Source organism: Caldalkalibacillus thermarum, from assembly GCF_014644735.1.
GTDB classification, from domain to species: Bacteria; Bacillota; Bacilli; order Caldalkalibacillales; family Caldalkalibacillaceae; genus Caldalkalibacillus; species Caldalkalibacillus thermarum.
On record NZ_BMKZ01000006.1, the window covers coordinates 65370 to 88528 of the forward strand.

At 49.7% G+C, this 23159-nt stretch carries 25 protein-coding genes; 15 read left to right on the forward strand and 10 right to left on the reverse strand.

Translation table 11 applies throughout. The annotated features are described in order from the left end of the window. Nucleotides 1-205: 205 nt before the first annotated feature. From IEW48_RS03875 to IEW48_RS03930, 12 genes are all read left to right on the forward strand, one after another. Nucleotides 206-1798 (forward strand): glycine betaine uptake BCCT transporter, encoded by a 1593-nt coding sequence (locus IEW48_RS03875; protein WP_188622656.1) that lies wholly within the window; start codon nt 206-208, stop codon nt 1796-1798. 155 nt (nt 1799-1953) lie between these two features. Then, on the forward strand, nt 1954-2598 hold the full coding sequence (locus IEW48_RS03880) for a molybdopterin-dependent oxidoreductase (RefSeq protein WP_188622657.1): 645 nt from the start codon (nt 1954-1956) through the stop codon (nt 2596-2598). Between the two features lie 21 nt (nt 2599-2619). Next, on the forward strand, nt 2620-4404 hold the full coding sequence (locus IEW48_RS03885; RefSeq protein ID WP_188622658.1) for a LytS/YhcK type 5TM receptor domain-containing protein: 1785 nt from the start codon (nt 2620-2622) through the stop codon (nt 4402-4404). Beyond that, on the forward strand, nt 4394-5167 hold the full coding sequence (locus IEW48_RS03890; RefSeq protein WP_188622659.1) for a LytR/AlgR family response regulator transcription factor: 774 nt from the start codon (nt 4394-4396) through the stop codon (nt 5165-5167). Before IEW48_RS03885 ends, IEW48_RS03890 begins: the two co-directional genes overlap by 11 nt. 226 nt (nt 5168-5393) lie before the next feature. Beyond that, nucleotides 5394-5570 (forward strand): hypothetical protein, encoded by a 177-nt coding sequence (locus IEW48_RS03895; RefSeq protein WP_188622660.1) that lies wholly within the window; start codon nt 5394-5396, stop codon nt 5568-5570. An 80-nt stretch (nt 5571-5650) separates the two neighbouring features. Beyond that, complete coding sequence (locus tag IEW48_RS03900) at nt 5651-5953, forward strand: DUF4212 domain-containing protein (protein ID WP_007504218.1); 303 nt, start codon at nt 5651-5653, stop codon at nt 5951-5953. A gap of 28 nt (nt 5954-5981) precedes the next feature. Then, a complete protein-coding gene (locus IEW48_RS03905; protein ID WP_188622661.1) occupies nt 5982-7652 on the forward strand; it encodes a sodium:solute symporter family protein in 1671 nt (556 codons plus the stop codon). After that, nucleotides 7627-8085, forward strand: coding sequence for a cyclic nucleotide-binding domain-containing protein (locus IEW48_RS03910; protein WP_188622662.1), 459 nt, complete (start codon nt 7627-7629; stop codon nt 8083-8085). The genes IEW48_RS03905 and IEW48_RS03910 overlap by 26 nt, the downstream gene beginning before the upstream one ends. Further along, nucleotides 8006-9124, forward strand: a complete 1119-nt coding sequence (locus tag IEW48_RS03915; protein WP_188622663.1) for a DUF294 nucleotidyltransferase-like domain-containing protein — start codon at nt 8006-8008, stop codon at nt 9122-9124. Before IEW48_RS03910 ends, IEW48_RS03915 begins: the two co-directional genes overlap by 80 nt. Nucleotides 9125-9128: 4 nt before the next feature. Beyond that, on the forward strand, nt 9129-9785 hold the full coding sequence (locus IEW48_RS03920; RefSeq protein ID WP_188622664.1) for a 3'-5' exonuclease: 657 nt from the start codon (nt 9129-9131) through the stop codon (nt 9783-9785). Between the two features lie 106 nt (nt 9786-9891). Further along, nucleotides 9892-10515 carry a YitT family protein gene (locus IEW48_RS03925; RefSeq protein WP_188622665.1) on the forward strand — a complete coding sequence of 208 codons (624 nt, stop codon included), beginning with the start codon at nt 9892-9894 and terminating at the stop codon, nt 10513-10515. 62 nt (nt 10516-10577) lie between these two features. Continuing rightward, on the forward strand, nt 10578-11549 hold the full coding sequence (locus IEW48_RS03930) for a tripartite tricarboxylate transporter substrate binding protein (RefSeq protein ID WP_188622666.1): 972 nt from the start codon (nt 10578-10580) through the stop codon (nt 11547-11549). Here the strand turns inward: IEW48_RS03930 and IEW48_RS03935 are convergent. The 3 genes from IEW48_RS03935 to IEW48_RS03945 form a co-directional block, all read right to left on the reverse strand. Continuing rightward, the gene (locus IEW48_RS03935; protein ID WP_188622667.1) at nt 11536-13338 is read right to left on the reverse strand and encodes a tripartite tricarboxylate transporter permease; all 1803 of its coding nucleotides are present in this window, start codon (nt 13336-13338) and stop codon (nt 11536-11538) included. The genes IEW48_RS03930 and IEW48_RS03935 overlap by 14 nt on opposite strands. Before the next feature lie 77 nt (nt 13339-13415). Then, nucleotides 13416-13697, reverse strand: a complete 282-nt coding sequence (locus tag IEW48_RS03940; protein WP_188622668.1) for a hypothetical protein — start codon at nt 13695-13697, stop codon at nt 13416-13418. A 32-nt stretch (nt 13698-13729) separates the two neighbouring features. Further along, nucleotides 13730-14950 (reverse strand): MFS transporter, encoded by a 1221-nt coding sequence (locus IEW48_RS03945; protein ID WP_188622682.1) that lies wholly within the window; start codon nt 14948-14950, stop codon nt 13730-13732. A 141-nt stretch (nt 14951-15091) separates the two neighbouring features. On the opposite strand from IEW48_RS03945, the gene IEW48_RS03950 reads away from it, so the two are divergent. The 3 genes from IEW48_RS03950 to IEW48_RS03960 are packed head-to-tail and all read left to right on the forward strand — an operon-like array spanning nt 15092 to nt 16274. Next, nucleotides 15092-15325: a DUF485 domain-containing protein gene (locus IEW48_RS03950; RefSeq protein WP_188622669.1), complete on the forward strand. Its 234-nt coding sequence runs from the start codon at nt 15092-15094 to the stop codon at nt 15323-15325. Continuing rightward, nucleotides 15322-15465, forward strand: a complete 144-nt coding sequence (locus IEW48_RS03955; protein ID WP_188622670.1) for a hypothetical protein — start codon at nt 15322-15324, stop codon at nt 15463-15465. Before IEW48_RS03950 ends, IEW48_RS03955 begins: the two co-directional genes overlap by 4 nt. 29 nt (nt 15466-15494) lie before the next feature. Next, nucleotides 15495-16274 carry a solute symporter family protein gene (locus tag IEW48_RS03960; RefSeq protein WP_229703931.1) on the forward strand — a complete coding sequence of 260 codons (780 nt, stop codon included), beginning with the start codon at nt 15495-15497 and terminating at the stop codon, nt 16272-16274. On the opposite strand, the gene IEW48_RS03965 is transcribed toward IEW48_RS03960, so the two are convergent. From IEW48_RS03965 to gabT, 7 genes are all read right to left on the reverse strand, one after another. After that, a complete protein-coding gene (locus tag IEW48_RS03965) occupies nt 16255-17235 on the reverse strand; it encodes a DMT family transporter (protein WP_188622671.1) in 981 nt (326 codons plus the stop codon). The two genes, IEW48_RS03960 and IEW48_RS03965, sit on opposite strands and share 20 nt — an antisense overlap. 11 nt (nt 17236-17246) lie before the next feature. Next, nucleotides 17247-17648, reverse strand: a complete 402-nt coding sequence (locus IEW48_RS03970; protein WP_188622672.1) for a DMT family transporter — start codon at nt 17646-17648, stop codon at nt 17247-17249. Between the two features lie 6 nt (nt 17649-17654). After that, a complete protein-coding gene (locus IEW48_RS03975; RefSeq protein ID WP_188622673.1) occupies nt 17655-17933 on the reverse strand; it encodes a YciI family protein in 279 nt (92 codons plus the stop codon). 16 nt (nt 17934-17949) lie between these two features. After that, nucleotides 17950-18801, reverse strand: coding sequence for an NAD(P)-dependent oxidoreductase (locus tag IEW48_RS03980; RefSeq protein ID WP_229703934.1), 852 nt, complete (start codon nt 18799-18801; stop codon nt 17950-17952). Between the two features lie 41 nt (nt 18802-18842). Then, complete coding sequence (locus tag IEW48_RS03985; RefSeq protein WP_188622684.1) at nt 18843-20288, reverse strand: NAD-dependent succinate-semialdehyde dehydrogenase; 1446 nt, start codon at nt 20286-20288, stop codon at nt 18843-18845. Between the two features lie 102 nt (nt 20289-20390). Next, nucleotides 20391-21794 (reverse strand): APC family permease, encoded by a 1404-nt coding sequence (locus IEW48_RS03990; RefSeq protein ID WP_188622675.1) that lies wholly within the window; start codon nt 21792-21794, stop codon nt 20391-20393. Next, nucleotides 21787-23139 carry a 4-aminobutyrate--2-oxoglutarate transaminase gene (gene gabT / locus IEW48_RS03995; RefSeq protein ID WP_188622676.1) on the reverse strand — a complete coding sequence of 451 codons (1353 nt, stop codon included), beginning with the start codon at nt 23137-23139 and terminating at the stop codon, nt 21787-21789. The genes IEW48_RS03990 and gabT overlap by 8 nt, the downstream gene beginning before the upstream one ends. Nucleotides 23140-23159 lie beyond the last annotated feature (20 nt).

Here is a 23159-nt window from a genome sequence, read left to right on the forward strand (position 1 = left end):
ATTTCAATTATAAATTATTAAATACAGAAAAAATGGTACAAGGATGAGTCCCTATAGGGGCCATCCTATTTGTTTTTCCAAATTAAAGGATAAAACCAGGTTTAGCATCGAAATAATAAAATAAGGAAAGTCCAGCCTCCCTGGGTACTGCCTGGGAATGCTTTTCTTAAAACATACATTGCATTAATTGAACAGAGGTGAAAGAATGACAAGGCAACCTAAACCGCGATTAGGGTATGTCTTTTATATTTCAGTCGTCATTATCACTATTTTTGTAGCCTGGGGGTTCATCCGCCCCGCCCATTTGGCTGAAACAGCCGGTCATGCGCTTGCTTTTGTCACACGAACCTTTGGCTGGTTTTATTTGTTTGCCACCTTTATCTTTTTAGCCTTTGCCTTATACCTGGCATTTGGACCGTACGGACAAATAAAATTAGGCAAAAAAGATGAAGATCCGGAATATAACTATTGGACATGGTTAGGCATGCTGTTCTCGGCCGGCATGGGTATCGGCCTGGTCTTTTGGGGGGTAGCTGAGCCGATCTATCATTACATGTCCCCTCCGGAAGGGCTTGAGGGTGAAAGCGTGGAAGCGGCCAAGGCAGCGATGCGTTATGCCTTCTTTCATTGGGGACTCCATCCGTGGGCCATTTATACCATTGTCGGTCTGGCCTTGGCCTATGCCCAGTTTAGAAAAGGGGAATCAGGTTTAATCAGTTCCACCTTCCGCCCCCTCATCGGTGACCGGGTAGACGGACCGCTCGGCATAGGGATCGATACCTTGGCGGCCATTGCCACCGCCTTTGGTGTGGCCACTTCCCTTGGTCTGGGAACGCTGCAGATCAATGGCGGTTTAAGCCATGTCTTCGGGCTGCCTAATAATACGACAATGCACTTATTGATTATTATGGTGGTCACCGTTTTATATTTGATTTCCGCCTCTACCGGTTTGAACCGGGGCATCCGCTACCTGAGTAATGTGAACATATCATTGGCTGGCTTATTACTTTTGTTTGTCTTGCTGGCCGGACCCAGTATCTTCATTTTGGAAACCTTCACGACTACAATAGGGAACTATCTGGGCAGCATCATTCCCATGAGCTTCAGGTTGACTCCTTTCACCCAGGGAGAATGGGTGGGTGCCTGGACCCTCTTTTATTGGGCCTGGTGGATCGCCTGGGCTCCTTTTGTCGGTACCTTTATCGCCCGTGTTTCGCGGGGACGGACCATTAGAGAATTTGTATCAGGGGTACTCTTGGTGCCAACGCTGATCGGGGCGCTTTGGTTTGCCACCTTTGGGGGATCTGCCCTCCATCTGGAAATGTTTGAAGGCGTGAGTGTCACACAAGCTGTCTCTGAGAGTGTAGAAGGTGCCCTGTTCTTCACTTTGGAACAGTTCCCCCTCGGATTATGGCTCAGTATCTTGGCCACTTTACTGATTATTACTTTCTTTGTCACTTCAGCAGATTCTGCTACATTCGTCTTGGGCATGCTCACGTCTCAGGGAGCACTTAACCCCAAAGTTTCAACCAAGTTCATTTGGGGAATCTTGCAATCTGGAATTGCGGGTGTGCTGTTGCTCAGCGGCGGCTTAAACGGTTTGCAAACCGCATCTATTGTGGCCGCACTGCCTTTTGCCATTATCATGCTGTTTATGGTCCTCTCCCTTAACAAGGCTCTGAAGGCTGAACTACGTGAAGAACGGCGCCGTGAAAAAATGCGCATCCGCAAGCTGGAACAACTAATCGAAGAGGAACTTGGCGTTAACCCGGATGACAGTGATCTTTCCAAAAAGTAATGCCCCCAAACCGGGCGCAAGTTTACATACTCCATCAACCCATGTTAAAGGTTCCATTATTTCTTTTCACTTTTTCTCCTTCTGGGCAAGATGTGATAAAATAAGGGCAAACGACAGAAAGAAATACAAAATACATACATGAGGAGGAAATGCCCGTGACCAAAACACTGCCTCCTGGTCAAATTGAAACAAAGAAATGGCCCATTCTGCATGAAGGCGATGTTTATCAGTTTGATGAAGAGACATGGCGGTTTAAACTGTTTGGCGAAGTTGAACAAGAGCTCACCCTTACCTATAAAGAAGTCATGGCATTGCCCAAGGTGGTGAACACGGTGGACATGCATTGTGTCACTACCTGGTCCAAATTTGATACCACCTTTGAAGGAATCCCTTTCCGAGAGTTTATGAAACTGGTCAACCTGAAACCGAATGTGCGTTATGTCCGGATTTATGGATACTTAAATGGGGATCCTTTCGGCTATTCAGCCAATCTGCCCCTTGAAGCCCTGCAAGGAGATGATGCCCTCTTTGTTTACCGCTGGAAAGATGCAGAAAATGACTGGCAAGATATTTCTCCCAAGCATGGCTATCCTTTACGCTTTATTCCACCCGCCCAGTTTTATCTGTGGAAAGGCTCAAAATGGGCCAGCGGAATTGAATTTATGACCGAAAACAAGCCTGGATACTGGGAAGTCAGAGGCTATCACATGAACGGCAATCCTTTCAAGGAGGAACGTTTTGCCGACCGCAACAACCTGCCCAGCGGGTATGGGGGCGCTGACGAGTGGAAGGACCTGTAAGTAAGGGGAGAGCCTCTTAAAGTGGATATTTTGACCATTGGTCTGTTTGAGCGCATCGGCATGCTTTTAATCGCCGCTTTCATGGTAACGCGCATGCCTTCTATCCAGTATCTCTTGGAACGGGAATTGAATTGGAAAACCGCCACAACCTACTCTCTCTTTTTCGGTTTGTTTGGCATTGGCGGGGTCATGGCCGGAATTTCCATTGCTGACGGCGAAATGCTCTACCCCATGTGGTGGCCTGTATTTGAGCCGCATGTGGCCCTGGCCCATTCTGGCAATGTCGGGGTGGTGATGGCCGGTTTATTGGGCGGCCCGGTGGTCGGGTTGGGTGCAGGATGTCTGACCGGTTTGTTCCTCCTTGTGATGGGGGGCATGACCGGTCAGGCTTATGCCGTAGCTGCTCCCTTTGTGGGTCTGTTGGCTGGCGGTGCGGCCCGTTTTTTCTCTGACGAGCGGATCATCTCCCCGGCCAAATCGTTGTTTATCGGTATGTTTGCCATGATTCTGACCATGTGTTTTATTCTTGTCTTTACCACCCCCCACGAAGAAGCGGTGCGGCTGGTCAACCATATGGGCATTCCCATGGTTGTAGCTAATAGTTTGGCTATTGCTGTGTTTACCACCATGATGCGGGCGGTATTAACCGAAAAAGAGCAAGCACAGGCGGTAGAAACGGAACGGGCGCTCAAAATTGCCGACAAAGTGCTGCCTTATATCAAACAGGGGTTGAATCAAGAAACGGCCCACATCACGGCCCATTTACTCATGAATGAGCTGCAGCCGGCTGCTGTCGCTGTGGCTGACGAAGAGCATATTTTGGCCCATATCGGACTTGGAGCCGATCATCATCCGGTCAATGTGCCGCTCGGTCCGGTGAAGGACAAACTGGATCTCTACAGTGGCCATGTGCAAGTGATCATGGACCAGGACGAGATGGAGTGTCCGCACCCGCGCTGTCCCTTAAAAGCAGCTATCTTGGTGCCCTTCCATCAGGCCGGACGGATGGCCGGCTTGATCACCTTATACTACAAACGTCCCCAGCAGATCCGTGCCGTTGACATTGTCCTTGCTCAGGGGCTGGGCAAGTTGATATCCAACCAGTTGCACCTGGCGGAAGCAGAACGGATGAAAGAGCTGATACGCGAGGCCGAGCTGAGACGTTTGCAGGCACAAATCAATCCCCACTTTTTGTTTAACACGCTGAATACCATCGTCTCACTCATCCGCACCAACCCGGCCGAAGCCCGCAAGGTGACCTTTCAACTCGCCCAATACATGCGCACCAATTTAAAGCTCCAATCCCAAACCCTTATTCCGCTAAACCAGGAACTGGAACACTTGCAGACTTATCTGGACATTATTCATGCTCGTTTTGCTGACCAACTCTGCATTGAAGTGAAAACGGATTCAAACCTGCCTCTTGTTTACCTGCCCCCCTCCACCCTGCAGCCCCTGGTGGAAAACAGCATTCAACACGGCTTAAGAAACAGACCGGAAGGGGGAAGAGTAATAATCCACATCAAAGATAAGGCTGATCACGTTGAGGTGTCGGTGGAAGATAACGGCACAGGAATCAAACCCGGTTTACTTGACAAACTGGGAAAAGTCCCTTTGTCCCATGAGGCAGGTAACGGTATCGGCGTGTATAACGTGAACCAACGCCTAATCACTTTGCTGGGCGAGTCTTCTGCCCTGCGTATTCGCAACAAGGCCGATCAGGGATGCCATATTTCGTTTGTCATTCCCAAACAGGAAGCGGGGTCTAAACCGGAGGCAAAGGGAGGTGAACAGCATGTCCATTAAAGTGATGATTGCCGAGGATGAGAAACTGGCCCGGGAAGAGCTGGCCTACTTGTTGAGCCGCTTTTCCGATCTTGAACTGGTGGCCAGTGTGAGCAATGGCAAAGAAGTGCTGGAACAATTGGAACAAACACAACCTGATGTTGTTTTTCTGGATATTCAAATGCCAGAGTTGGAGGGCATGTTTGTGGCCGAACAGCTCAGAGCCCGCAAAGAACCGCCTTTGATTGTGTTTACCACCGCTTACGATCATTATGCCGTTGAAGCCTTCCGCCTTCAGGCCATTGATTATCTGTTAAAACCTTACAAAGAGGAACGCCTGGAAGAAGCCGTCAACCGTATCCGGGCCGAAATCAAACACAGGAGACGACAACAAACACAACAATCCCCCTCCGCCAATGGCTCATTGGCTTCGGCTGACCATCCCCAGCGGGTAGGCAAATTGTTAATTGATGACGGCGAGCGAATGGCTGTGGTTGATCCTGCTTCAATCCTGTATGTGGTGCGGGAAGACCGCCAGTTAAAAATCCATACGGCTACCAAGACTTATACCTCTAAACTGACGTTACAGGAACTGGAGGAAAAACTGAGTCCCTACAATTTTTTCAGGCCCCACCGCAGTTATTTGGTTAATCTTAACTATGTACAGGAAATTACCCCCTGGTTTAACGGCGCATATAACCTAACCTTGGAGCATCACCCTAAAACCAAGATTCCGGTCAGCCGCACGGCTGCCAAAGAATTGCTCAAACGCTTACAAATATAGCAAGCCAAACAGCTTCCTGACAAGGGAGCTGTTTTTGCATTTCATCACGCCAAGTATGCATTTTATCACAGGCATGGTGCATCTCAGACTAAAATCCAACCTATACAGAATATTGACAACTATAATAAAATACACACTCAGAAAACGCTTTCAATACCTGGTTTCACAGAGGATGCATCAACTTAAGACAGCTTGCCATCAATCCTGTTGCGAAAGGGGGAGTCAGTTGGTCTATATCTTTGTGTCCATTGCCCTGATTTCATTTGTGCTGGCTTTCAAGTACAAGAAACCTTTCATTTTAGCCACGCCATTTGTTCTGTTTACCCTTTATTTCCTCTGGCAAGTGGCCATGGTCCCGTTAGGCTTTATGGAAACGATGCGTTTTATATTCAGTTTGCGTTAGTGAAAACTTCAGCCCTTTGGCTGTTAAAGCAGACTGATGTCTACACGCGTTGACAGATGATCTGCAAAGGAGGTTTGCCCATGCGAAAAATAGAGAAGCAGGTTGCCGACGCCTATTTTCGGGTTCGTTATCGTCTGATTATTTTGTACTTTATCATCTGGTTCGCTGTCTCGTTCGGCGTGGTCATGTTTGCTGAACACTTGACCCATTTTACGGTCAACGGCATGCCTTTCCACTATTTTATGGGTGCCCAGGGCGCCATTGTTGTGTTTATCGTGCTGTTATTTGTCAATGCCATTGTCAGCGACCGGATCGACAAGCAATACGGGATAGACGAAACCGCCAACGAACGGATCAGCACTGGCAAAACACTAGATCATTAATGGTAGATGAAAGGAGTATGCGCCGCTGATGGATGTACAGTTTTGGGTTTCTCTGGCCTTTATTCTAGCTTCATTTGCTTTATATATCGGTATCGCTATTTTTCAGCGATCCCGCCAAACCGCTGACTTCTATGTGGCCTCCCGCGGCGTCCCCCCCATGTGGAACGGGATGGCCATCGCCGCGGACTGGATGAGTGCCGCTTCGTTTATTGGCATGGCCGGAACGGTCATGATCCTGGGCTATGACGGCCTGGCCTATATTATGGGCTGGACCGGCGGTTATCTGTTGCTCACTTTCCTTTTGGCCCCCCAGTTACGCAAATACGGCCGCTATACGGTGCCGGAATTTATTGGTGACCGTTTTGAAAGTCATACGGCACGGGTCATTGCGGCGGTAGCCACCATGATTATCAGTTTCGTCTACATTATCGGCCAGCTGTCCGGCTCCGGTGTGGTGATCGGCCGTCTATTTGAAATAGATGCCAAGATCGGCACGCTCATCGGCATCGTCGTGATTGCCATCTACGCTACTTTTGGCGGGATGAAGGGGATTACCTGGACTCAGGTGGCCCAATATATCGTGCTGATTACCGCCTATCTGATTCCCGTTATTTTTATCTCCCTGCAGATTACTGGCAATCCTTTACCTTGGATGACTTACGGGGATATTGTCACCAAACTGGGGGAACTGGACCGGGAGCTGGGGCTGAGTGAATATTTTGCCCCCTTTCAACAAACCAACAAGGCTCAGTTTTTGGCACTGATGTTTTGTCTGATGGCCGGGACAGCTGCCTTGCCCCACGTGATTATCCGCTTTTACACCGTATCCACCATGAAAGCCGCCCGTTGGAGCGGGGCTTGGGCACTGTTCTTTATCGGCTTGCTATATTTGTCTGCTCCGGCCTATGCTGCCTTTAGCCGCTTTATCCTGATGACCCAGGTGGCCGGCCGTCCTTTGGATGACTTGCCAGCCTGGACCCAGCCCTGGATAGACACCGGACGGCTGCAAATCGCTGATTTGAACAATGACGGCATCTTGCAATGGGAAGAGATTGTCATCAGTAATGATATTGTGGTCATGGCCACCCCTGAAATTGCCAATCTGGGTGTCTTAGTGGTCGGCCTGGTGGCCGCAGGTGCCATGGCAGCAGCTCTGTCTACTGCTGCGGGTTTGCTGATTACCATCTCCTCTTCCTTTGCCCATGACATCTATTACCGGTTGATCAACCCGCAAGCCAGTGATCAGAAACGGCTGAGAATGGCCCGCATCTCCATTGCTGTTGCCACAGTGATCGCCGGTCTGATTGCCCTTGATCCGCCAGGTGTGATCACACAGATTGTCGCTTGGGCTTTCTCTATTGCAGCAGCCACTTTCTTCCCTGTGTTGGTGTTGGGGGTATGGTGGAAGCGGGCCAATGCGGCAGGGGCCATAGCCGGGATGTTATCGGGACTTGTTATCTCCATCTCCTATATCATTGCCGCCCGGTATTTCGGCTTTAGCCTCTTTGGGGTGATCGATACCGGCGCTGGTATCTTCGCTGTACCGGTTAATTTTATAGTCACTTATGTGGTTTCCAAACTGACCTCGCCTCCGTCTGCCAAGGTGCAAGAAGAGGTGCTGGATCTCCGTTACCCTGAGCAAATGACTTACCGTGATGGAGAAGTGTGGATCAATGACGGCAGCAAACCATCCGCCTAACGAACGGTATATCAACCTCATCCGTCACCACCCCCTGTTCAAGGGAGTGGATGATACCCTTTTTGAGCAGTTGATAGCCCACTGCCAATTGTTATCCTATGACAAGCAAGAGATGGTGCTCCATTCCAAAACGGAGCGGGAAAGTTTGTTATTGATTCTGGAAGGAAGCGTCGAAGTTTTCGTCTCAGGGCCAACCGCTGCCAAGGAAGAGGTATTGGAAATTTTACAGGCTGGGGATCTGATCGGTCTGTCTTCCATTGCCCATTTTCTCGGTGAACCGCCCCATGTCAACAGCCAGCACAACGTGGGTGTGAGAAGTATTGAACCCACCCACTGCCTGGAAATTCCTTTTCATGTACTGGAAAAACGGTGGCCGGATGAAGAAGTGCGCCATTACCTGCTCCGCCAGTCTGGTCAGGCAAATGGCAGCTGAACATCAGGTGCAGGGATCCACGGTTGGTTTGTGGATGAGCCCCAACCCGCTGACCATCACCAGTGACAGCTATTATTACCAAGCTTTGGCCATATTTTTAACGGAAAACATTAAACACTTGCCCGTCACCAAAAACGGCCGGGTAATCGGCATGTTAACCCTTGCTGACCTGATGCGCAAGAAAAACCGCGGTTTGTTTGATTCTATCCAAGCCATTGAAAAGGCGGAGGCCAGTCAGCTAAGTCAAATCAAAGAGGGGATATACTTGGTCTTTGCCAGCTTGCTGCAGGATGGTTTGCCAGCCATCCATATCACCGATGTGCTCACCACTTTATATGACCGCTTGGTGCAACATTGCCTCCGGCTGGCCGAATCAGACCTGGAGAATGAAGGGCTGGGAGAACCGCCAGTTCCCTATTGCTGGTTTCACATGGGCAGTTCAGGGCGGAAAGAGCAGTTTTTGCTGACCGATCAGGACCATTTTCTGGTCTATCAGGACCTTGAGCACCTGACCAAAGAAGAACAGGAGAAGACCAGGCAATATTTTGCCCAACTGACCCGAGCAGTGGTCGGCTATTTAGAGCAGGCTGGTTTTAGCCGCTGCCAAGGTGGGATGATGGCCACTAATCCTGCTTGGAGAGGTTCACTCTCCTATTGGCAGCAAGTCTTGCGGAAGTGGACCTTGCACACCACCAATACCACATTGATTAAGGCACACAATTTTCTTTCCTTCCGCTTGGTACAAGGAGGCCAGCAGCTTTATGAACAGTTTTTAGCCCTCGTTAAGCAGGAATTGAAACGGTCCAGTGTGTTTCTGTACCGTATGGCAGCACTTGAAAGGGAACAATCTGTACCTGCTTTGCATCATCCTATCCGTGCTTTTTTCCGGTTAGCTAAAAAGGAGATTGATCTAAAGAAAGAAGCGTTATTCCCATTCCATCATGCTTTGCACATTTTGGCCCTGTCCCATGGGGTCTATGAGGGGACGCCAGTGGAGAAAATTGAGCAGCTGGTGATGTTGATTCATTTTGGGATGTGAGCCTATGTTTTGGAAGCGCAAGAAACTGCCTTTTAATTTTATACAACCTGTACCCTTGTCTACACCGCTTGAGCAGTTATCGTTTGCGGTGGTCGATACGGAAACGACCGGCTTGGCTGTTCACCGTCAGGACCGCTTGCTGGAGTTGGGGGCGGTCATTGTCCAGGACAATCAGGTGACAGATCACATTTTTCACCAACGGGTAAATCCCGGGTGCCAGATCCCACAACCGATCCAAAAGCTAACCGGGATCAAGCCAGAGGATGTGCATGGGGCACCCGATGCTGTGACAGCCATTGAGCGGTTTTTTCAATTTTTGAACCGCTTTGAAGGAGCGGGTTGGGCCGGCTTTCACCTCAGCTTTGACCTGACGGTGTTAAAGCAAGAGTTAAAGCGGAAGCAGTATGCCTTTGACAGGCCGCCAAGCCTTGAGCTGGTGCATCTCGTGCGTCTGTTCAACCCCTCAGCCAGCCTAAAGTCACTGGAAGAGTTAGCCCAAAACTGGCAAGTTCCTTGCTTCAAGCGACACACTGCAGTGGGAGATGCCTTAACCAGCGCTTATCTGTTAACCCGGCTGATCGAACACTGTCTTGACCGGGGCATCTGTACCTGGGGTGATTTGATACAGGCTTTAGAGCAGAAGCAGGAACAGTTTGCCTGACGGGGTATCATGTACTTATGGGGCATAACATGGACCACCAATCATACATTTAAATAAAAGAGACAACCTTAAGCACCCCATTCTGTTTCCGGGAGAGAACAGAAAAATGAATAAAGTGAGAACCTATGGCCTGTTAACCATTGGTGGTCTTATGCAAGGACTGGCTATGGCTGTTTTTCTGTTTCCCCATGCCATCCCTTCCGGTGGAGCGGCGGCTATTGCAGTCCTGATGCAATACCTGCTGGCGATCCCCTTTGAGTACACCCTGTGGGTTGTTAATTTTGGCTTGCTTTCCGTGGCCATGAAATGGCTGGGCTATACCAGTGCCATACGCACCATGTACGCTGTTTCCGTGGCCTCTGTCACCATCAATCTGTCCTCTGGTTATTTCCATTGGCCTTTCGTCTATTTGTGGCTGGACTTGCTGTGGGGAAGCCTCCTGTTTGGGTTGGGGGTCGGACTGCTGCTCCGGCAGGGGGCTACCAACGGCGGCATGGTGATTTTGGCCCTGATTATATCCATTTATAAAGGCTATGCACCCGGCAAAGTGATGTTTTGGATCAATGCCACCATCTTTCTGATTACAGCAGTGGTCATTGAATGGAGCATTATTGTTCTGGCCCTCCTCTGCCAGTGGTTGTCCACCCGTATCATCGACTTGATCTATAAAGCCGATCTGGTTAGCCGCTTATTGGCTTTTTTCACCGCTCTGGCCTGGCGCAGACGCTGACAAGGACAACATATATTCCCCTCCTCTTGAGCATATCTTCAAACAGAGGAGGGTGAACTGAGATGAAAAAACGATTCCCCATTTTGTTGGTGTTGCTCAGCGCGAGTATGGTGTTTGCTTGGGCGGGCTGTGCAGGTGAAACAGACACTTCAGCCTATCCCCGCAAGGCGATTCAATTGATTGTGTCCTACTCTCCCGGAGCAGCCACTGATACACAAGCACGGATATTGGCCAAATATGCTAACCAATATCTCGGCCAAGAAATGGTGATTGTCAACCGGCCTGGGGGCGGCGGCCAGGTGGGTTGGAACTATTTTGCCTCCGTTGACCCAGACGGCTATACCCTCACCGCCTATAATTTACCCCATGTGATTACACAACCGATGGTTTGGGAAACGGCTTATCAGCTGGATACCTTCGAACCCATTGTCAACTGGGGCTGGGATCCCACTGTGTTTGCCGTCAGAAATGACAGTCCTTTCCAATCATTGGAGGATTTACTGGACGCCGTCCGCCAATCACCTGGTACGATTACCATCGGACATGCCGGAAAATTTGTCGGTCAACACCTGGCCATCCTTTTATTGGAACAGGAAGCAGCAGTCCAGTTTGAAGATGTGGCCTTTAACGGCGCAGCTGATGCCTTGGCAGCCTTGCTGGGTGGGCATATCCAAGTCGTTTCTGGCAATCTGTCGGATATGTATCGCCAAGGGGACCAAATACGTATTTTGGCTATTGCGACAGAAGAGCGGCATCCATACACCCCGGAAGTGGCTACCTTTGCTGAACTAGGGTATCCCTCTGTAATCATGAGTACGGACCGGGGGATTGCTGCCAAGGCGGACACACCAGACGAAGTGATCGCTAAACTGGAAGAGGATCTCCTGAACCTACTGCATGATGAAGATTTCCAAAAGGAAATGGCTCAAGCGGGGGCTGACTTACTCATTATGAACCGTGCCGATCTGCTGGAAGAGTTTAAACACCGCCAAACCCTATATTCTGAACTGTTGGAGAAGATCACCATCCGCTAAACAAACCTGCAGGCAGCGGCACACGGATTAAAGCGCCAAAGACGAGGTACAGCACCAGGGTAAATGAGGCAGAGACCACAAGAATGCGTAAATAATCAGCCTGTTTGTGTGTATACAGATAGACAAACAGTGGAACAGACACCATTAACAACAACACTTGCATATAAAAGCCCAACACCGGCATGAGCAGGCACACCACACTGATAAACAGCGCAAACAACCCAAACATCAGCCGGTACCGCTGACATGGCTTCTGCCGTTTAAAAGACCAGGACGCTTCACCAGCCTGCCCCTCAGCATGGGCCACAGGGTGGGACGGCCGGACTTTCCAGACCGACAAGGCCAGGGTGAGTAAGATCAGACTGATCAGGACCATATTCCATGTTCCACTGACAAAATACAAGATGGCTGAACCCTCTGCCTGGCCGATTTGCAAGCCCTGCAACAGCCCTACCTCGGCTATGGGACCTAAAATAAACCCCAGTGCAATGGGGGCTGGCGAAAAACCGAACTTAGCCAGCACATGCATCCCCAGGCCAATGACAACCATGACATATACATCAAAGAGGTTGTTTTGCGTGGCATAGACCCCGATAATACTGAAGGATAAAATGACAGGTGCCATAAAATAGCGGGGAATATAGGCCAGTTTACTTACTAATCCAATGGAGGCTAACCCCAGGACCAGCAATATCACTTGAGCCAACAGCATGCCATACAAAAACGAATAAGCCACTCCGGCATGTTCCACAAACAAATTTTGCCCTGGCCAAATCCCGTGAATTAATAAGCCGCCCAAAAAAATAGCCGCCGTAGGAGAGCCGGGAATCCCCAGCATAAGTAGAGGAATGAGTGAACCACCCACCATGGCATTATTGGCACTTTCCGCACTGATTAAGCCTTCTTTGTGTCCGGTACCAAAGCGCTCTTTATCACGTGAAAAACGGCGGGTTTCGTTATATGCGACCAGACTGGCCATATTGCCCCCCGCTCCAGGCAAAATTCCCACCAGGGCACCGATGACGCTGCCAATCCCCAGCGCCTTCGGATGCCGGCACACCACTTTAAAAGATTGCCAAACTGAAGACCGGCCTGTGAGCACTTTATCCTGCACTTGCTCCCCTTCGCGAATCAACTTTTCAATCAGCCGCAGGGCCTGGGGGAACGCAAACAGCCCGATCAACATGCTCACAACATGAATGCCCCCCACAAGCGACTCCAGGCCAAAAGTGAAGCGGGGGGTTCCGCTAAACACACTGATGCCAATCAAGGACAACCAAATGCCTACTCCTGCGCCGGCAAGACCCTTCAGCAAAGAACCAGATGAGATCGCGGCGATAACCGACAGGCCAAACACGGCCAACCAGAAGCTTTGTGCCGGACCAAACTGCAAAGAAAAAACAGCCAGCTTAGGGGCAAACAGCAGGAGCAATACCATGCCAAACATTCCGCCAATGGCAGAAGAGATCGTGGCCAACTCTAAAGCTTGCCTGGCCTGGCCAGCTTTGGCCAGCGGATAACCGTCCATGGCTGTGGCGATAGAAGCCGGTGCGCCCGGGACATTAAACAAGATGGAAGGGATGGCTCCGCCATAAACACTGCCGCAGTAAATGCCTCCCAAGAGCAACAACCCATAATCAGGTGGCAATGAAAAAGTAAACGGGATGCACAACGCCACACCCATTGTGGGTGTTAAACCAGGCAAAGCTCCCACTAAAATCCCCAGCAATACGCCGCAGGCAAGAATAAGCAAAGATTCTAACTCCAGAATGTGAAGGAGATACTCCATAACAGCAATCCCTCATTTCCATAGCGTCTGGAAATAAGGTATTCATTCCGCCCAGGAAAGGTGCCTATTGACCACGCTTATGACTTTTGTTCTTCCTCCAGGTTCATCTCCCGGCCTCCAACACATAACGTCATATATACATCCAGGTCGGGCTTCAGTTTGGACATGCCGTTAATATAAGGTTTAATCACATCCTTAAAATCTTCAGCAACTCCATCAGCCTGGCAATGGCCCAACACATACATTTTCTGTTGGTTGACGATGAAGGTGAGATAGCCCACCGCCTCGTGCTTATGGTTCACGACATTTAAAATATGGGCGTCTTCGGTGACAAGTTCAGGGGAAAGATAAATTTCCATGCCAAGTCCTCCTTACAAGTGGTTACAACCGGTTACTCAACAGGTTGGATTTTTTTAAACAGTGTGCTTCTCGGTTCTTCCGCAGTCTCTTTTTTAGCCACACGAACAGTAAATAAAATCAGCAGTGCCGTAAGCAATGTGAGGCCTGCCGTACCCAAAAACATGCCTGTCCGTGACCAAGCCATCAACCAGCCAAAAACAGGAGGGCCAAGGGCAACACCCAAAAAGCGGACCGAACCGTACAACGAAGTGACAAACCCCCGGCGGGCCTTGCCCACCGCACCGGTAATGAAACGGTTGAGGCAAGGCAGCACCATACCTGTCCCCACGCTGCTCAATAATAGAATACCCATAAATAGATACAGATTGGTAAAGAAGACCAGCAAGGCGAACGAAACCGTCATCAGCATCAGGCCTGTTACAATTAAGGATTTCATTAACTGTTGATTTTCCTTAATCAAACTTCCTGTGAGATAAGCTGTGGTGAGCATGACCAGCAGGGGAATCGCGAGTACACTTCCTTTCAGCACTCCGTTTACCTCGTATGTTTTTTCCAGCACATCAGATAAGTAAAAGAGGATGCCAAACAAGGTAAACAGACAGACAGCCCCGGCCAAATACGTGCTAAACAGCCAGCGTCCCTCATGTTTAAAAACCGTCAGCAGCCCTTTCAAATATTGGCCAAAAGGAAGGGCAGCTGCTCTATTGGCTTGCTCTTTCACAAAAATCCAGGTTAAGACCAGAGAGAAGAGACTAAAAAGTGGATAGGCAAAAAAAACCGCATACCAGAATATAAGTGCCAACACCGCTCCAAGAATGGGGGAAATCACTTTGCCAAACGCATTGGAGGCCTCAATTAACCCCAATACTTTGCTCTCTTGTGCCCCTTTAAACAGGTCGCCAGTCAACGCCATGGCAATCGGTGTGGTACCAGCCGCACCTATGCCCTGCATAATCCGACCGCCCAAGATCAAAGTGTAGGCTTTGCCGGCAAACAACAGGGGGGCAATGCCTGCTAAAAGGCCACCCAGGGCATACAGGATTAAAGCAGGAATAATCACAGCTTTGCGCGAAAAATGATCAGATAAATAGCCGAAAACAGGAATAAAGACCGCTCCGGCAATCGAAAACACACTAATGGTCAGGCTGACCTCAAATTGCGTGAGATCTAAGGCAGAGCGCATCTGTGGTAAAATGGGAATCAACATGGAGTTGCCAAGCGTCATAATCATTGGAATGGAAGCAATGGCCATAACGGTCCACCCGGTCAAATGTTGCTTAGTCAAAAGGGAATGCTCCTCCCTAAATAAATTTTAGACGTCCATATTTTTAGCCAACGCCGCAAGACCTATGCGTAGGTGACCATTGTTTCCTTAAAGGGGGATTTTTTGAGCATGATGGAGCGGAAAAAACGGTGGCAAGTAACCTTGACCTTATTTTTCTTTTTATATTTTATCTCCCTTCCGCTGTTGATCATTCTGGCTCCTTCGGTGATGTCCGTTACGGTTATGGGACCGCTCTCACTGGCCTGGGTGATGGCCTTGTCCCAGTTTGTCATGATTGGCGGAGTATCTATTTTTTACTATTATTTGATGAAAAAGCTGGAGTCGGAAGGGGAGCAGCCATGAATATAACCGCCTTTGTCTTTTTTGTGGCCATCATTGTTGGTACGCTTCTCATTACATACTGGGCAGCCAAGAAAACATCATCGACCCATGAATACTATGCGGCAGGAAGTCAGTTGACCGGGGTGCAAATCTGGCTTTAATCTTCGGCACCGCCGGTTTACCCCATATTTTGATCCGCTGTTTAACCGTTAAAGACGCCCCTGCCGTACGGCAATCGGTCATTTCGGCCACGTTTGTGATGGGCTTCTTCTACTTCATGACAATTCTGCTTGGTTTTGGGGCGGTCCTCATCGTCGGCTACGAACGTTTGCTGGCCCTTGATCCCTCAGGAAATATGGCCGTGCCCTTGCTGGCCTATACCCTGGGTGGTGATTTTCTGATGGCTTTTATTGCTGCCATTGCTTTTGCCACAATCCTGGCCGTGGTTTGCGGAGTGGTGATCGCCGCTTCAACGGCCTTTGCCCATGATTTTTACCGGCATGTGTTGTGCCGGGGATATGCCACGGAAAGGGCACAAATGTGGGTGGCCAAATGCGCCGCCATCGGCGTGGCCACCCTGTCCATTGTACTCTCTATTGGTCTGCAAAGGCTGAATGTTGCCGTCATCGTCTCACTTATTTTTTGCATCTCTGCTTCGGTTAACTTTCCTGTGTTGCTGTTGACCATTTATTGGCGCAAGTTTACAGCCGTTGGGGCTGTTTGCGCCATGCTGACCGGATTAATTTCTTCCGTTGGATTCTTGGTGTTAAGCCCCCATTTGAGTGAACTGTTTAGCGGATTCAACACTGGCGGTTGGATCTCCCTTAACAACCCAGGCATAATGACCATTCCGCTAAGCTTTGCTGCTGCTTATGCTGGTTCCAAACTTTCACGCCACTTGGTGGATGAGGACCATTTTGAAGCGGTTGCCTATCTGGCCCATACGGGGGTTAAACAGAATCGCTCTTAGCCTTATGCTGATCTTGGGCCTCTATCTGATCGTGAATGGAGACTGGTGGCTTGCTTTGACTATGCACCATCAGGTTAGCGCGCTTCAATTTTTCATCCACATAACCGGTACCCAGTAAAACACCCGACGCTATAAAGATAAAGCCAAATATTTGAGACAATAGCAGGGGCTCACCCAGAAACAGAAAAGCACTGACCAAGGCAAAAAAAGGGACCAGATTGTTAAAAACAGCCGCCTGGCCTGCTCCGATTTTGTTGATGCCCATGTTAAACAGCACATGACCCAGTGCAGTGGCAATAATGGCCGAAGCAAAAAAGACCAGCCAAATCCACCATGACCCTTGACTGAATGTGTCCAAGCCATGGGGTTCCACCCATAAGCTAAAAGCAAATAACATCACAGAACCCGCTAACAGCATCACAGCGGTCATTTCACCGGCTGAGAGGGTAGCCGTCACCTTTTTGATCAAAATAAAGCTGAATGCCTGGGAAGCCATAGCCAGCAAAATAAAAAGATCCCCGGTGGAAATCGTCCCCAGTCCTCCATTGTTTTGCAACACCACAAACGCGACCCCGATAAAACCGCAACAAATGCCCAACAATCTTAACCAAGTCATCCGGTCATGCAGAAAGATCATGGCCAGAATAGATGTCGTCAGGGGAAGCATGCCCAGAATAAGGGCAGCGTTGGAAGCGGTAGTTTGGGCCAGCCCCAGAGCCAAAAATGAATGATGGCCAACCACTCCAAACACGGTGGCCAGCAGCGTGTAACCCCATTCCTTTTTGTTTAACCAGCGTAAATCTTTAAGAAAATAGAGCACGATAAATAAAGAAACTCCGGCCACAAAAATGCGGACAGCCTGCATCGTTACCGGAGCGAAAGCTTCAACCAAGAGTTTGAGGGCCACAACATTCAGCCCCCAGATCAGCATCACTATCACCAATAAAACATAAGTCAACACCGGTGACAGTCTTATCCCTCCTCTTCACCTGGAATTTGAGACCAGCAGCACCCCGCCGATGATAAACAGGGCGCCGTTGAATTCACCAGCGTGGCGTTGATCGACGTGGTATATTGCAGGGCAATGTAAAGCAAGGTGTTAAATCCGGCAATACCTGTCAAAGACAGGCAGAGTATCAGCAGCCAATGTTGCTGGAACAACCGGTAATGCCGCCAAAGCTCTTGCCAGGCAAACGGCAAGAAAATCATAAAGGCCAACAGCCAGCGGATCAGCGAAAAATGAAAAGGCGGGACGGTTTGCACAATCACCCGTCCCAGTACAAAATTACTGCCCCAAAACAAGGGGGCTAAAACCAGCAAGATATAGGGATGCTGTCCGGCATAGGCCAGTGAACGGTCCACAACCTGTTTCATCTGGCCTCAGTCCTTAGGAAACACATCGCTGACCATTTCCCATTCATGGATCTCACAACCGCGGGCGCCGTGAAGCACATAGGGGTCATTCTCGGCATAGCTTTTCGCTTCCTCCAGTGAAACGGCCTTGTAAATGACCAATCCTCCTGTCCCGTCAGTGAAACGCCCATTGGCGATGATTTTACCTTCTTTTCTTAATTTTTCCAGATAAGCCAGGTGCTCTGGCCGGTAAGTTTGGCTTTTTTCCTGATCTTTCATGGGCAAAAACACGGCAAAATATTTCATGCTGCCACCCCTCTCATTATAATGACTGGTTATTTTTTCCCTGGATAAATTTATACATGCTGGACATATCTTCTGTAGCATAGCCGCTCGATTTGGCTTCCCTGAGCAGCTCATTGACCTGCTGGCCGACTGGCAAGTTCAGATTCTTTTTCTCCGCCAGCTCTTGCACCAGATTGGTGTCCTTGTGGAGCAGCTCCAGGGCAAACCCCGGCTCGTAATTATCCTTGGCAATAAACTGGGTATAGTGACGCTCAAAAATGCGGCTTTGGGCAAAGCTGTTATTTAAGATGTCAAACACCTTGTCAAAAGGCAAGCCCAACGCTTTGGCCAACACCAGCGCTTCGCTGACAGCCTGGGTATGGATGCCCACCATAAGCTGGTTAATCAATTTGACCGCGGAGCCCGAACCGCTCGGGCCCACATAATAAATGTTTTTGCCCATCACCTCAAGCACGGGCTTCACTTTGGCAAAAACCTCTTCTTTGCCACCTACCATAATACTTAATGTTCCCGCCTCTGCACCTGGAGGGCCTCCACTGATGGGGGCATCTAAAAAGTCGATATTTTTCTCTGAAGCTGCTGCATAGATGTTCTGGCTGAGATCCGGGGAAACAGTGCTGAAATCGATGGCCACCAATCCTGGATGTCCATTGGCCAGGATGCCGTCATCTGCAAAATAGACGTTGTGCACATCTTCCGGCAAGGGCAGGCAGGTCATGATCACATCTGCTGTTTGGGCTAGTTCGGGCAGGGAGAGACCCACCTTTCCTCCTGCCTGGGCGAACAGCTCTTCCTTTCCTTTGCTGCGGTTCAAACCATAAACGGTATCATACACCTTGACCAAATTCTTAGCCATGGGCAGGCCCATATTGCCCAGCCCCACAAAAGCCAGCTTCACCGGTATCCCCCCTATAAGCCAATGGCCACATATTTGGTTTCCAGGAAAGCTTCGATGCCTTCATAACCGCCTTCCCGTCCCATACCGCTTTCCTTCATGCCTCCAAACGGCGCCTGCACAGCCGACGGGACACCATCGTTCCAGCCCACAATGCCGTACTCCAGCTTTTCTGCCACTTTGATACCCCGAGCCACATTTTGGGTAAACAGGTAAGCGGCCAGTCCGTAAGGGGTATCATTGGCCAGCTGGACCGCTTCCTCCTCTGTGTCCACTTTTTGCACCGGTGCAACAGGTCCAAAGGTTTCTTCCTTCATCACCAGCATCCCATGATGGACATCCCTGAGCACCGTTGGCTGGTAAAAATAAGCCTTTTCTCTTGTAAAACCAAACCCGCCAGCCACCGCTTGCGCGCCTTTGGCTACCGCATCTTGGACATGTTTTTCTACTTTTTCATAAGCTTCGCGATTAATCAGCGGCCCGATTTGGACCCCTGTTTCAAAACCGTTGCCCACTTTTAATTGCTTCGTCTTCTCTGCTAATCTTTCGACAAAGGTGTCATAGATTCCTGCTTGGACGTAAATGCGGTTGGCACACACGCACGTTTGGCCGGTATTGCGGAATTTGGAAGCGATGACACCCTCCACTGCTTGATCCAGGTCAGCATCGTCCAACACAATAATTGGGGCGTGTCCGCCTAACTCCAGGGAAAGTTTTTTCACTTGTCCGGCACTTTGTTCAATTAATTTTTTCCCGACCTCAGTTGAGCCGGTAAAGGTCACTTTTCTCACTTTGGGGTTGGTCATGATTTCTTGGGCAATCACGCTGGAAGGGCCGGTCACCAGATTAAGCACTCCAGCAGGAATACCTGCTTTTTCAGCTAGTTCCATCAGTTTAACCGCCGTAAGCGGCGTCTCACCGGAAGGTTTGATCACCATTGTGCACCCTGCCGCCAAAGCCGGGCCCAGTTTGCGCGTCAGCATGGCCGCTGGGAAATTCCAGGGCGTAATGGCTGCCACCACGCCTACAGGCTGTTTCCAGACCTGCATCCGCTTGTGAGGCAAATGGGATGGAATGGTGCGCCCATAGATCCGCTTGCCCTCTTCAGCAAACCATTTGATAAAATCAGCGGCATAGACAACTTCGCCTTGGGCCTCAGGCAGCGGTTTGCCCATTTCCAAGGTAATCAGCCTTGCCAGTTCTTCTTTATGCACCATGATTTGCTGATAGTACTGTTCCAAATAGGCCGAGCGTTCATGGGCTGTTAAGGAGGACCAGGATTCAAAAGCCTGGTGGGCCGCTTCAATCGCTTCGGCTGTCTCCTTGGCCCCTGCCTTAGGCACTTCTCCGACCAGCTCCCCAGTGGCCGGGTTATAAACCTTAATTTTGTCCAACTCCTGTCCGCGCCACTTTCCGCCAATATATAACTGTCCTTCAACCGGTGTCCGGGTTGGCATCATCATCATCCTTTCTGTTGGTTTATACTTATATTACCTGTTTTTTTATTATACCAAATGATCCGACAGTTAATAAAAGACAGAAGGATGGATCATGAATTCTTGTTAACGTTTAATGTTCATGTTGAGGTACTGTTCCGGTGATTCCACATACTTACCTTTGTTCATGTTCACCATAAAGTAAATCCCCAAGATCCACCAGCCGACAATGATCAACCACTCATAGGGCCAAACCAAAGCGGAAGGCATGCCAGGCAAATAGAGCAGAATAAACCCGAAGCTCAACACAAGGGCAATCCAGCCAATCACTGTAGAACGGCCGGCTTTAAACGGGCGCTCCATCTCCGGTTCTTTCTTGCGCAAGGCTAGAAAAGCCAGCGCCACCATGAAATAGGCCATCACAATGGCTAATCCGCCCGCATCCACCAGCCAGACCAGCATAGGCCGCCCCAGCAAAGGACTGAGCGTGGCCAAAATACCAATCATCAAAATGGCGTTGGAGGGAGTTTTGTACTTGGGATGCAAATGTCCCAGCCAGGCCGGAAGCATACCAGATTTAGCCATAGCATAAATGACGCGGCTCCCCCCAATGATAAACGCATTCCAGCTGGTCATAATTCCGGCAATACCACCCAAGATCAAGATTTTGGCAAACAATTCAGAACCGAACACTGCCCCCATGGCATCCGCAGTAGCGAGCGAGGCATTTTCCAGACTATCTGGACTTAAGGCCATACCTACCCCAAAAATAATAGCCAAATACCAAGCTACAGCACACAATACCGCCACAATCAAAATTTTGCCAATCGACTTAAAAGGAATATTCATTTCTTCAGCCGCTTGCGCAATCACGTCGAAACCGACAAACATGAACGGGGTCATAATGGCCACAGCCATGATTCCGGCCGCGCCTCCCACAAACAGAGGTTGCAAGTTAGCAGCATCCCCGTTGACTGAGGAACCAAAAATGAGCATTAATCCAACTACAGCTAAAATTAAAGTGAGCACCATCTGCACGATCGCTGCCGGCTTAATACCCATATAGTTTATCACGGTGACAAAAACAGAGCCGGCCATCCCCACAATGACCCAGGAGAAGTAGACATCCCAACCGGTAATGGTCCACAGATAACCCACCTGATAGTTTGGGAAAAGGTACTCTATTACTGTGGGCAAAGCCACTGCTTCAAAGGCGACCACAGAAATATATCCCAAAGCAATGGACCAGGAGGCAACAAAGGAAGCCTTTGCCCCTAGCCCCCGTAAAACATAAATGTGTTCTCCTCCTACCTGGGGCATGGCTGAGGCTAGTTCAGCATAGGTTAAACCGACAAAGACGACCATGACACCGCCGATCAGGAAAGCCAGCATGGCCCCCAGGGTTCCCCCAGAAAGGATCCAGGTTCCCGACAGAACCACCCAGCCCCAGCCAATCATGGCCCCAAAGGCCAGAAACAACACATCAGCCCGTGTCAGCACACGGTTAAACTGAGCAGTTTGTTTAGACATACTGCTTCCCTCCTACAGCCGCGGCAATACTCTCCTCCAGAATCGTCAGCCCTTCCTGCAGCTGATTATCAGTAATAACAAGGGGCATAAGTAAACGCAACACATTGCTGTACAATCCAGCGCTTAAGGTGAGCACACCTCTCTGGTTGGCCTCAGCAACAATTTGGGCGGTCAGTGCTTTGTCCGGTTCCTTCGTTTTTCTGTCCTTGACCAGCTCTATGGCGCACATGGCCCCAAGACCCCGAACATCACCGATACATTCAAACCGCTCCTGCCACGCTTTGAAGCGTTCAAGCACCTGTGCTCCGATCTCTTCCGCGCGTTGATTTAATTTTTCTTGTTCAATAATTTCCAAAACAGCCAAAGCGGCCTGGCAACCGAGCGGACTGCCGCTGTACGTTCCCCCCAACTCTCCCGGTTCTGCTGCATCCATTATCTCCTTGCGTCCAATGACACCGCTTAAGGGCAGCCCGGCAGCTAATGATTTGGAGACGGTAATCAAGTCAGGAACTACCTCAAAATGGTCCATAGCAAAATAACGTCCGGTACGTCCAAAACCGGTTTGAATCTCATCGGCCACAAAGACAATGCCATACTTTTGGCACAGCTTATAAACTCCCTGGACAAAACGTTTGCCCGGTACAATAAAGCCTCCCTCACCCTGAACGGGTTCCATGACCACACAGGCAATGGTCTCAGGAGCAACGTCTGCCACCAAAAACTGTTCAAATGACGCTAACATCCATTCTTCATAGTCGGCTTCACTCATCCCGTCCGGACGGCGATACGGGTACGGATAAGGAGCTTTATACACCTCTGGGGCAAACGGTCCAAATCCAAACTTGTAAGGTTTCACTTTACTGGTCATGGTCATTGTCATCAACGTTCTGCCATGAAAGCCACGGGTAAATGAAACAACCCCTTGTCGGCCCGTATATTTCCGGGCCAGTTTAACAGCATTCTCCACCGCTTCAGCGCCGCTGTTTAAGAGCAGCACTTTTTTCTCATGCTCTCCGGGAGCCAGCTGACACAATTTCTCCGCCAAGGCAATATAAGGCTCATACATTATCACGTTGAATCCGGTATGAATATACCGGTCAATTTGGTCATGGAGCGTTTCCTTCACCTTCGGGTGACAGTGGCCTACATTTAAGGTGCCAATTGCACCCGCAAAATCGATAAACCGGTTGCCGTCCACATCGGTAATTAAAGCCCCTTCGGCCTGAGCTACAAAGGTAAGCGCACTGTTGCTTACACCCCTGGCTACATAGCGGTTACGCTTATCTAACAATTCTTTCGCTTTAGGACCCGGAATCGGATGAATTATTTGGGTATAACGGTTCATGCTATCCCTCCTGACGGAAA

What these genes read in the sequence shown, in the direction of transcription:
- IEW48_RS03910 (WP_188622662.1), top strand. Translation starts at nt 7,627, where the DNA reads ATGACGGCAGCAAACCATCCGCCTAACGAACGGTATATCAACCTCATC.
- IEW48_RS03970 (WP_188622672.1), bottom strand. Translation starts at nt 17,648, where the DNA reads ATGAAACAGGTTGTGGACCGTTCACTGGCCTATGCCGGACAGCATCCC.
- IEW48_RS03875 (WP_188622656.1), top strand. Translation starts at nt 206, where the DNA reads ATGACAAGGCAACCTAAACCGCGATTAGGGTATGTCTTTTATATTTCA.
- IEW48_RS03900 (WP_007504218.1), top strand. Translation starts at nt 5,651, where the DNA reads ATGCGAAAAATAGAGAAGCAGGTTGCCGACGCCTATTTTCGGGTTCGT.
- IEW48_RS03915 (WP_188622663.1), top strand. Translation starts at nt 8,006, where the DNA reads ATGTACTGGAAAAACGGTGGCCGGATGAAGAAGTGCGCCATTACCTGC.
- gabT (WP_188622676.1), bottom strand. Translation starts at nt 23,139, where the DNA reads ATGAACCGTTATACCCAAATAATTCATCCGATTCCGGGTCCTAAAGCG.
- IEW48_RS03905 (WP_188622661.1), top strand. Translation starts at nt 5,982, where the DNA reads ATGGATGTACAGTTTTGGGTTTCTCTGGCCTTTATTCTAGCTTCATTT.
- IEW48_RS03990 (WP_188622675.1), bottom strand. Translation starts at nt 21,794, where the DNA reads ATGTCTAAACAAACTGCTCAGTTTAACCGTGTGCTGACACGGGCTGAT.
- IEW48_RS03950 (WP_188622669.1), top strand. Translation starts at nt 15,092, where the DNA reads ATGATGGAGCGGAAAAAACGGTGGCAAGTAACCTTGACCTTATTTTTC.
- IEW48_RS03920 (WP_188622664.1), top strand. Translation starts at nt 9,129, where the DNA reads ATGTTTTGGAAGCGCAAGAAACTGCCTTTTAATTTTATACAACCTGTA.
- IEW48_RS03925 (WP_188622665.1), top strand. Translation starts at nt 9,892, where the DNA reads ATGAATAAAGTGAGAACCTATGGCCTGTTAACCATTGGTGGTCTTATG.
- IEW48_RS03975 (WP_188622673.1), bottom strand. Translation starts at nt 17,933, where the DNA reads ATGAAATATTTTGCCGTGTTTTTGCCCATGAAAGATCAGGAAAAAAGC.
- IEW48_RS03945 (WP_188622682.1), bottom strand. Translation starts at nt 14,950, where the DNA reads ATGGCCATTGCTTCCATTCCAATGATTATGACGCTTGGCAACTCCATG.
- IEW48_RS03940 (WP_188622668.1), bottom strand. Translation starts at nt 13,697, where the DNA reads ATGGAAATTTATCTTTCCCCTGAACTTGTCACCGAAGACGCCCATATT.
- IEW48_RS03890 (WP_188622659.1), top strand. Translation starts at nt 4,394, where the DNA reads ATGTCCATTAAAGTGATGATTGCCGAGGATGAGAAACTGGCCCGGGAA.
- IEW48_RS03935 (WP_188622667.1), bottom strand. Translation starts at nt 13,338, where the DNA reads ATGGAGTATCTCCTTCACATTCTGGAGTTAGAATCTTTGCTTATTCTT.
- IEW48_RS03930 (WP_188622666.1), top strand. Translation starts at nt 10,578, where the DNA reads ATGAAAAAACGATTCCCCATTTTGTTGGTGTTGCTCAGCGCGAGTATG.
- IEW48_RS03980 (WP_229703934.1), bottom strand. Translation starts at nt 18,801, where the DNA reads ATGGGCCTGCCCATGGCTAAGAATTTGGTCAAGGTGTATGATACCGTT.
- IEW48_RS03955 (WP_188622670.1), top strand. Translation starts at nt 15,322, where the DNA reads ATGAATATAACCGCCTTTGTCTTTTTTGTGGCCATCATTGTTGGTACG.
- IEW48_RS03985 (WP_188622684.1), bottom strand. Translation starts at nt 20,288, where the DNA reads ATGATGCCAACCCGGACACCGGTTGAAGGACAGTTATATATTGGCGGA.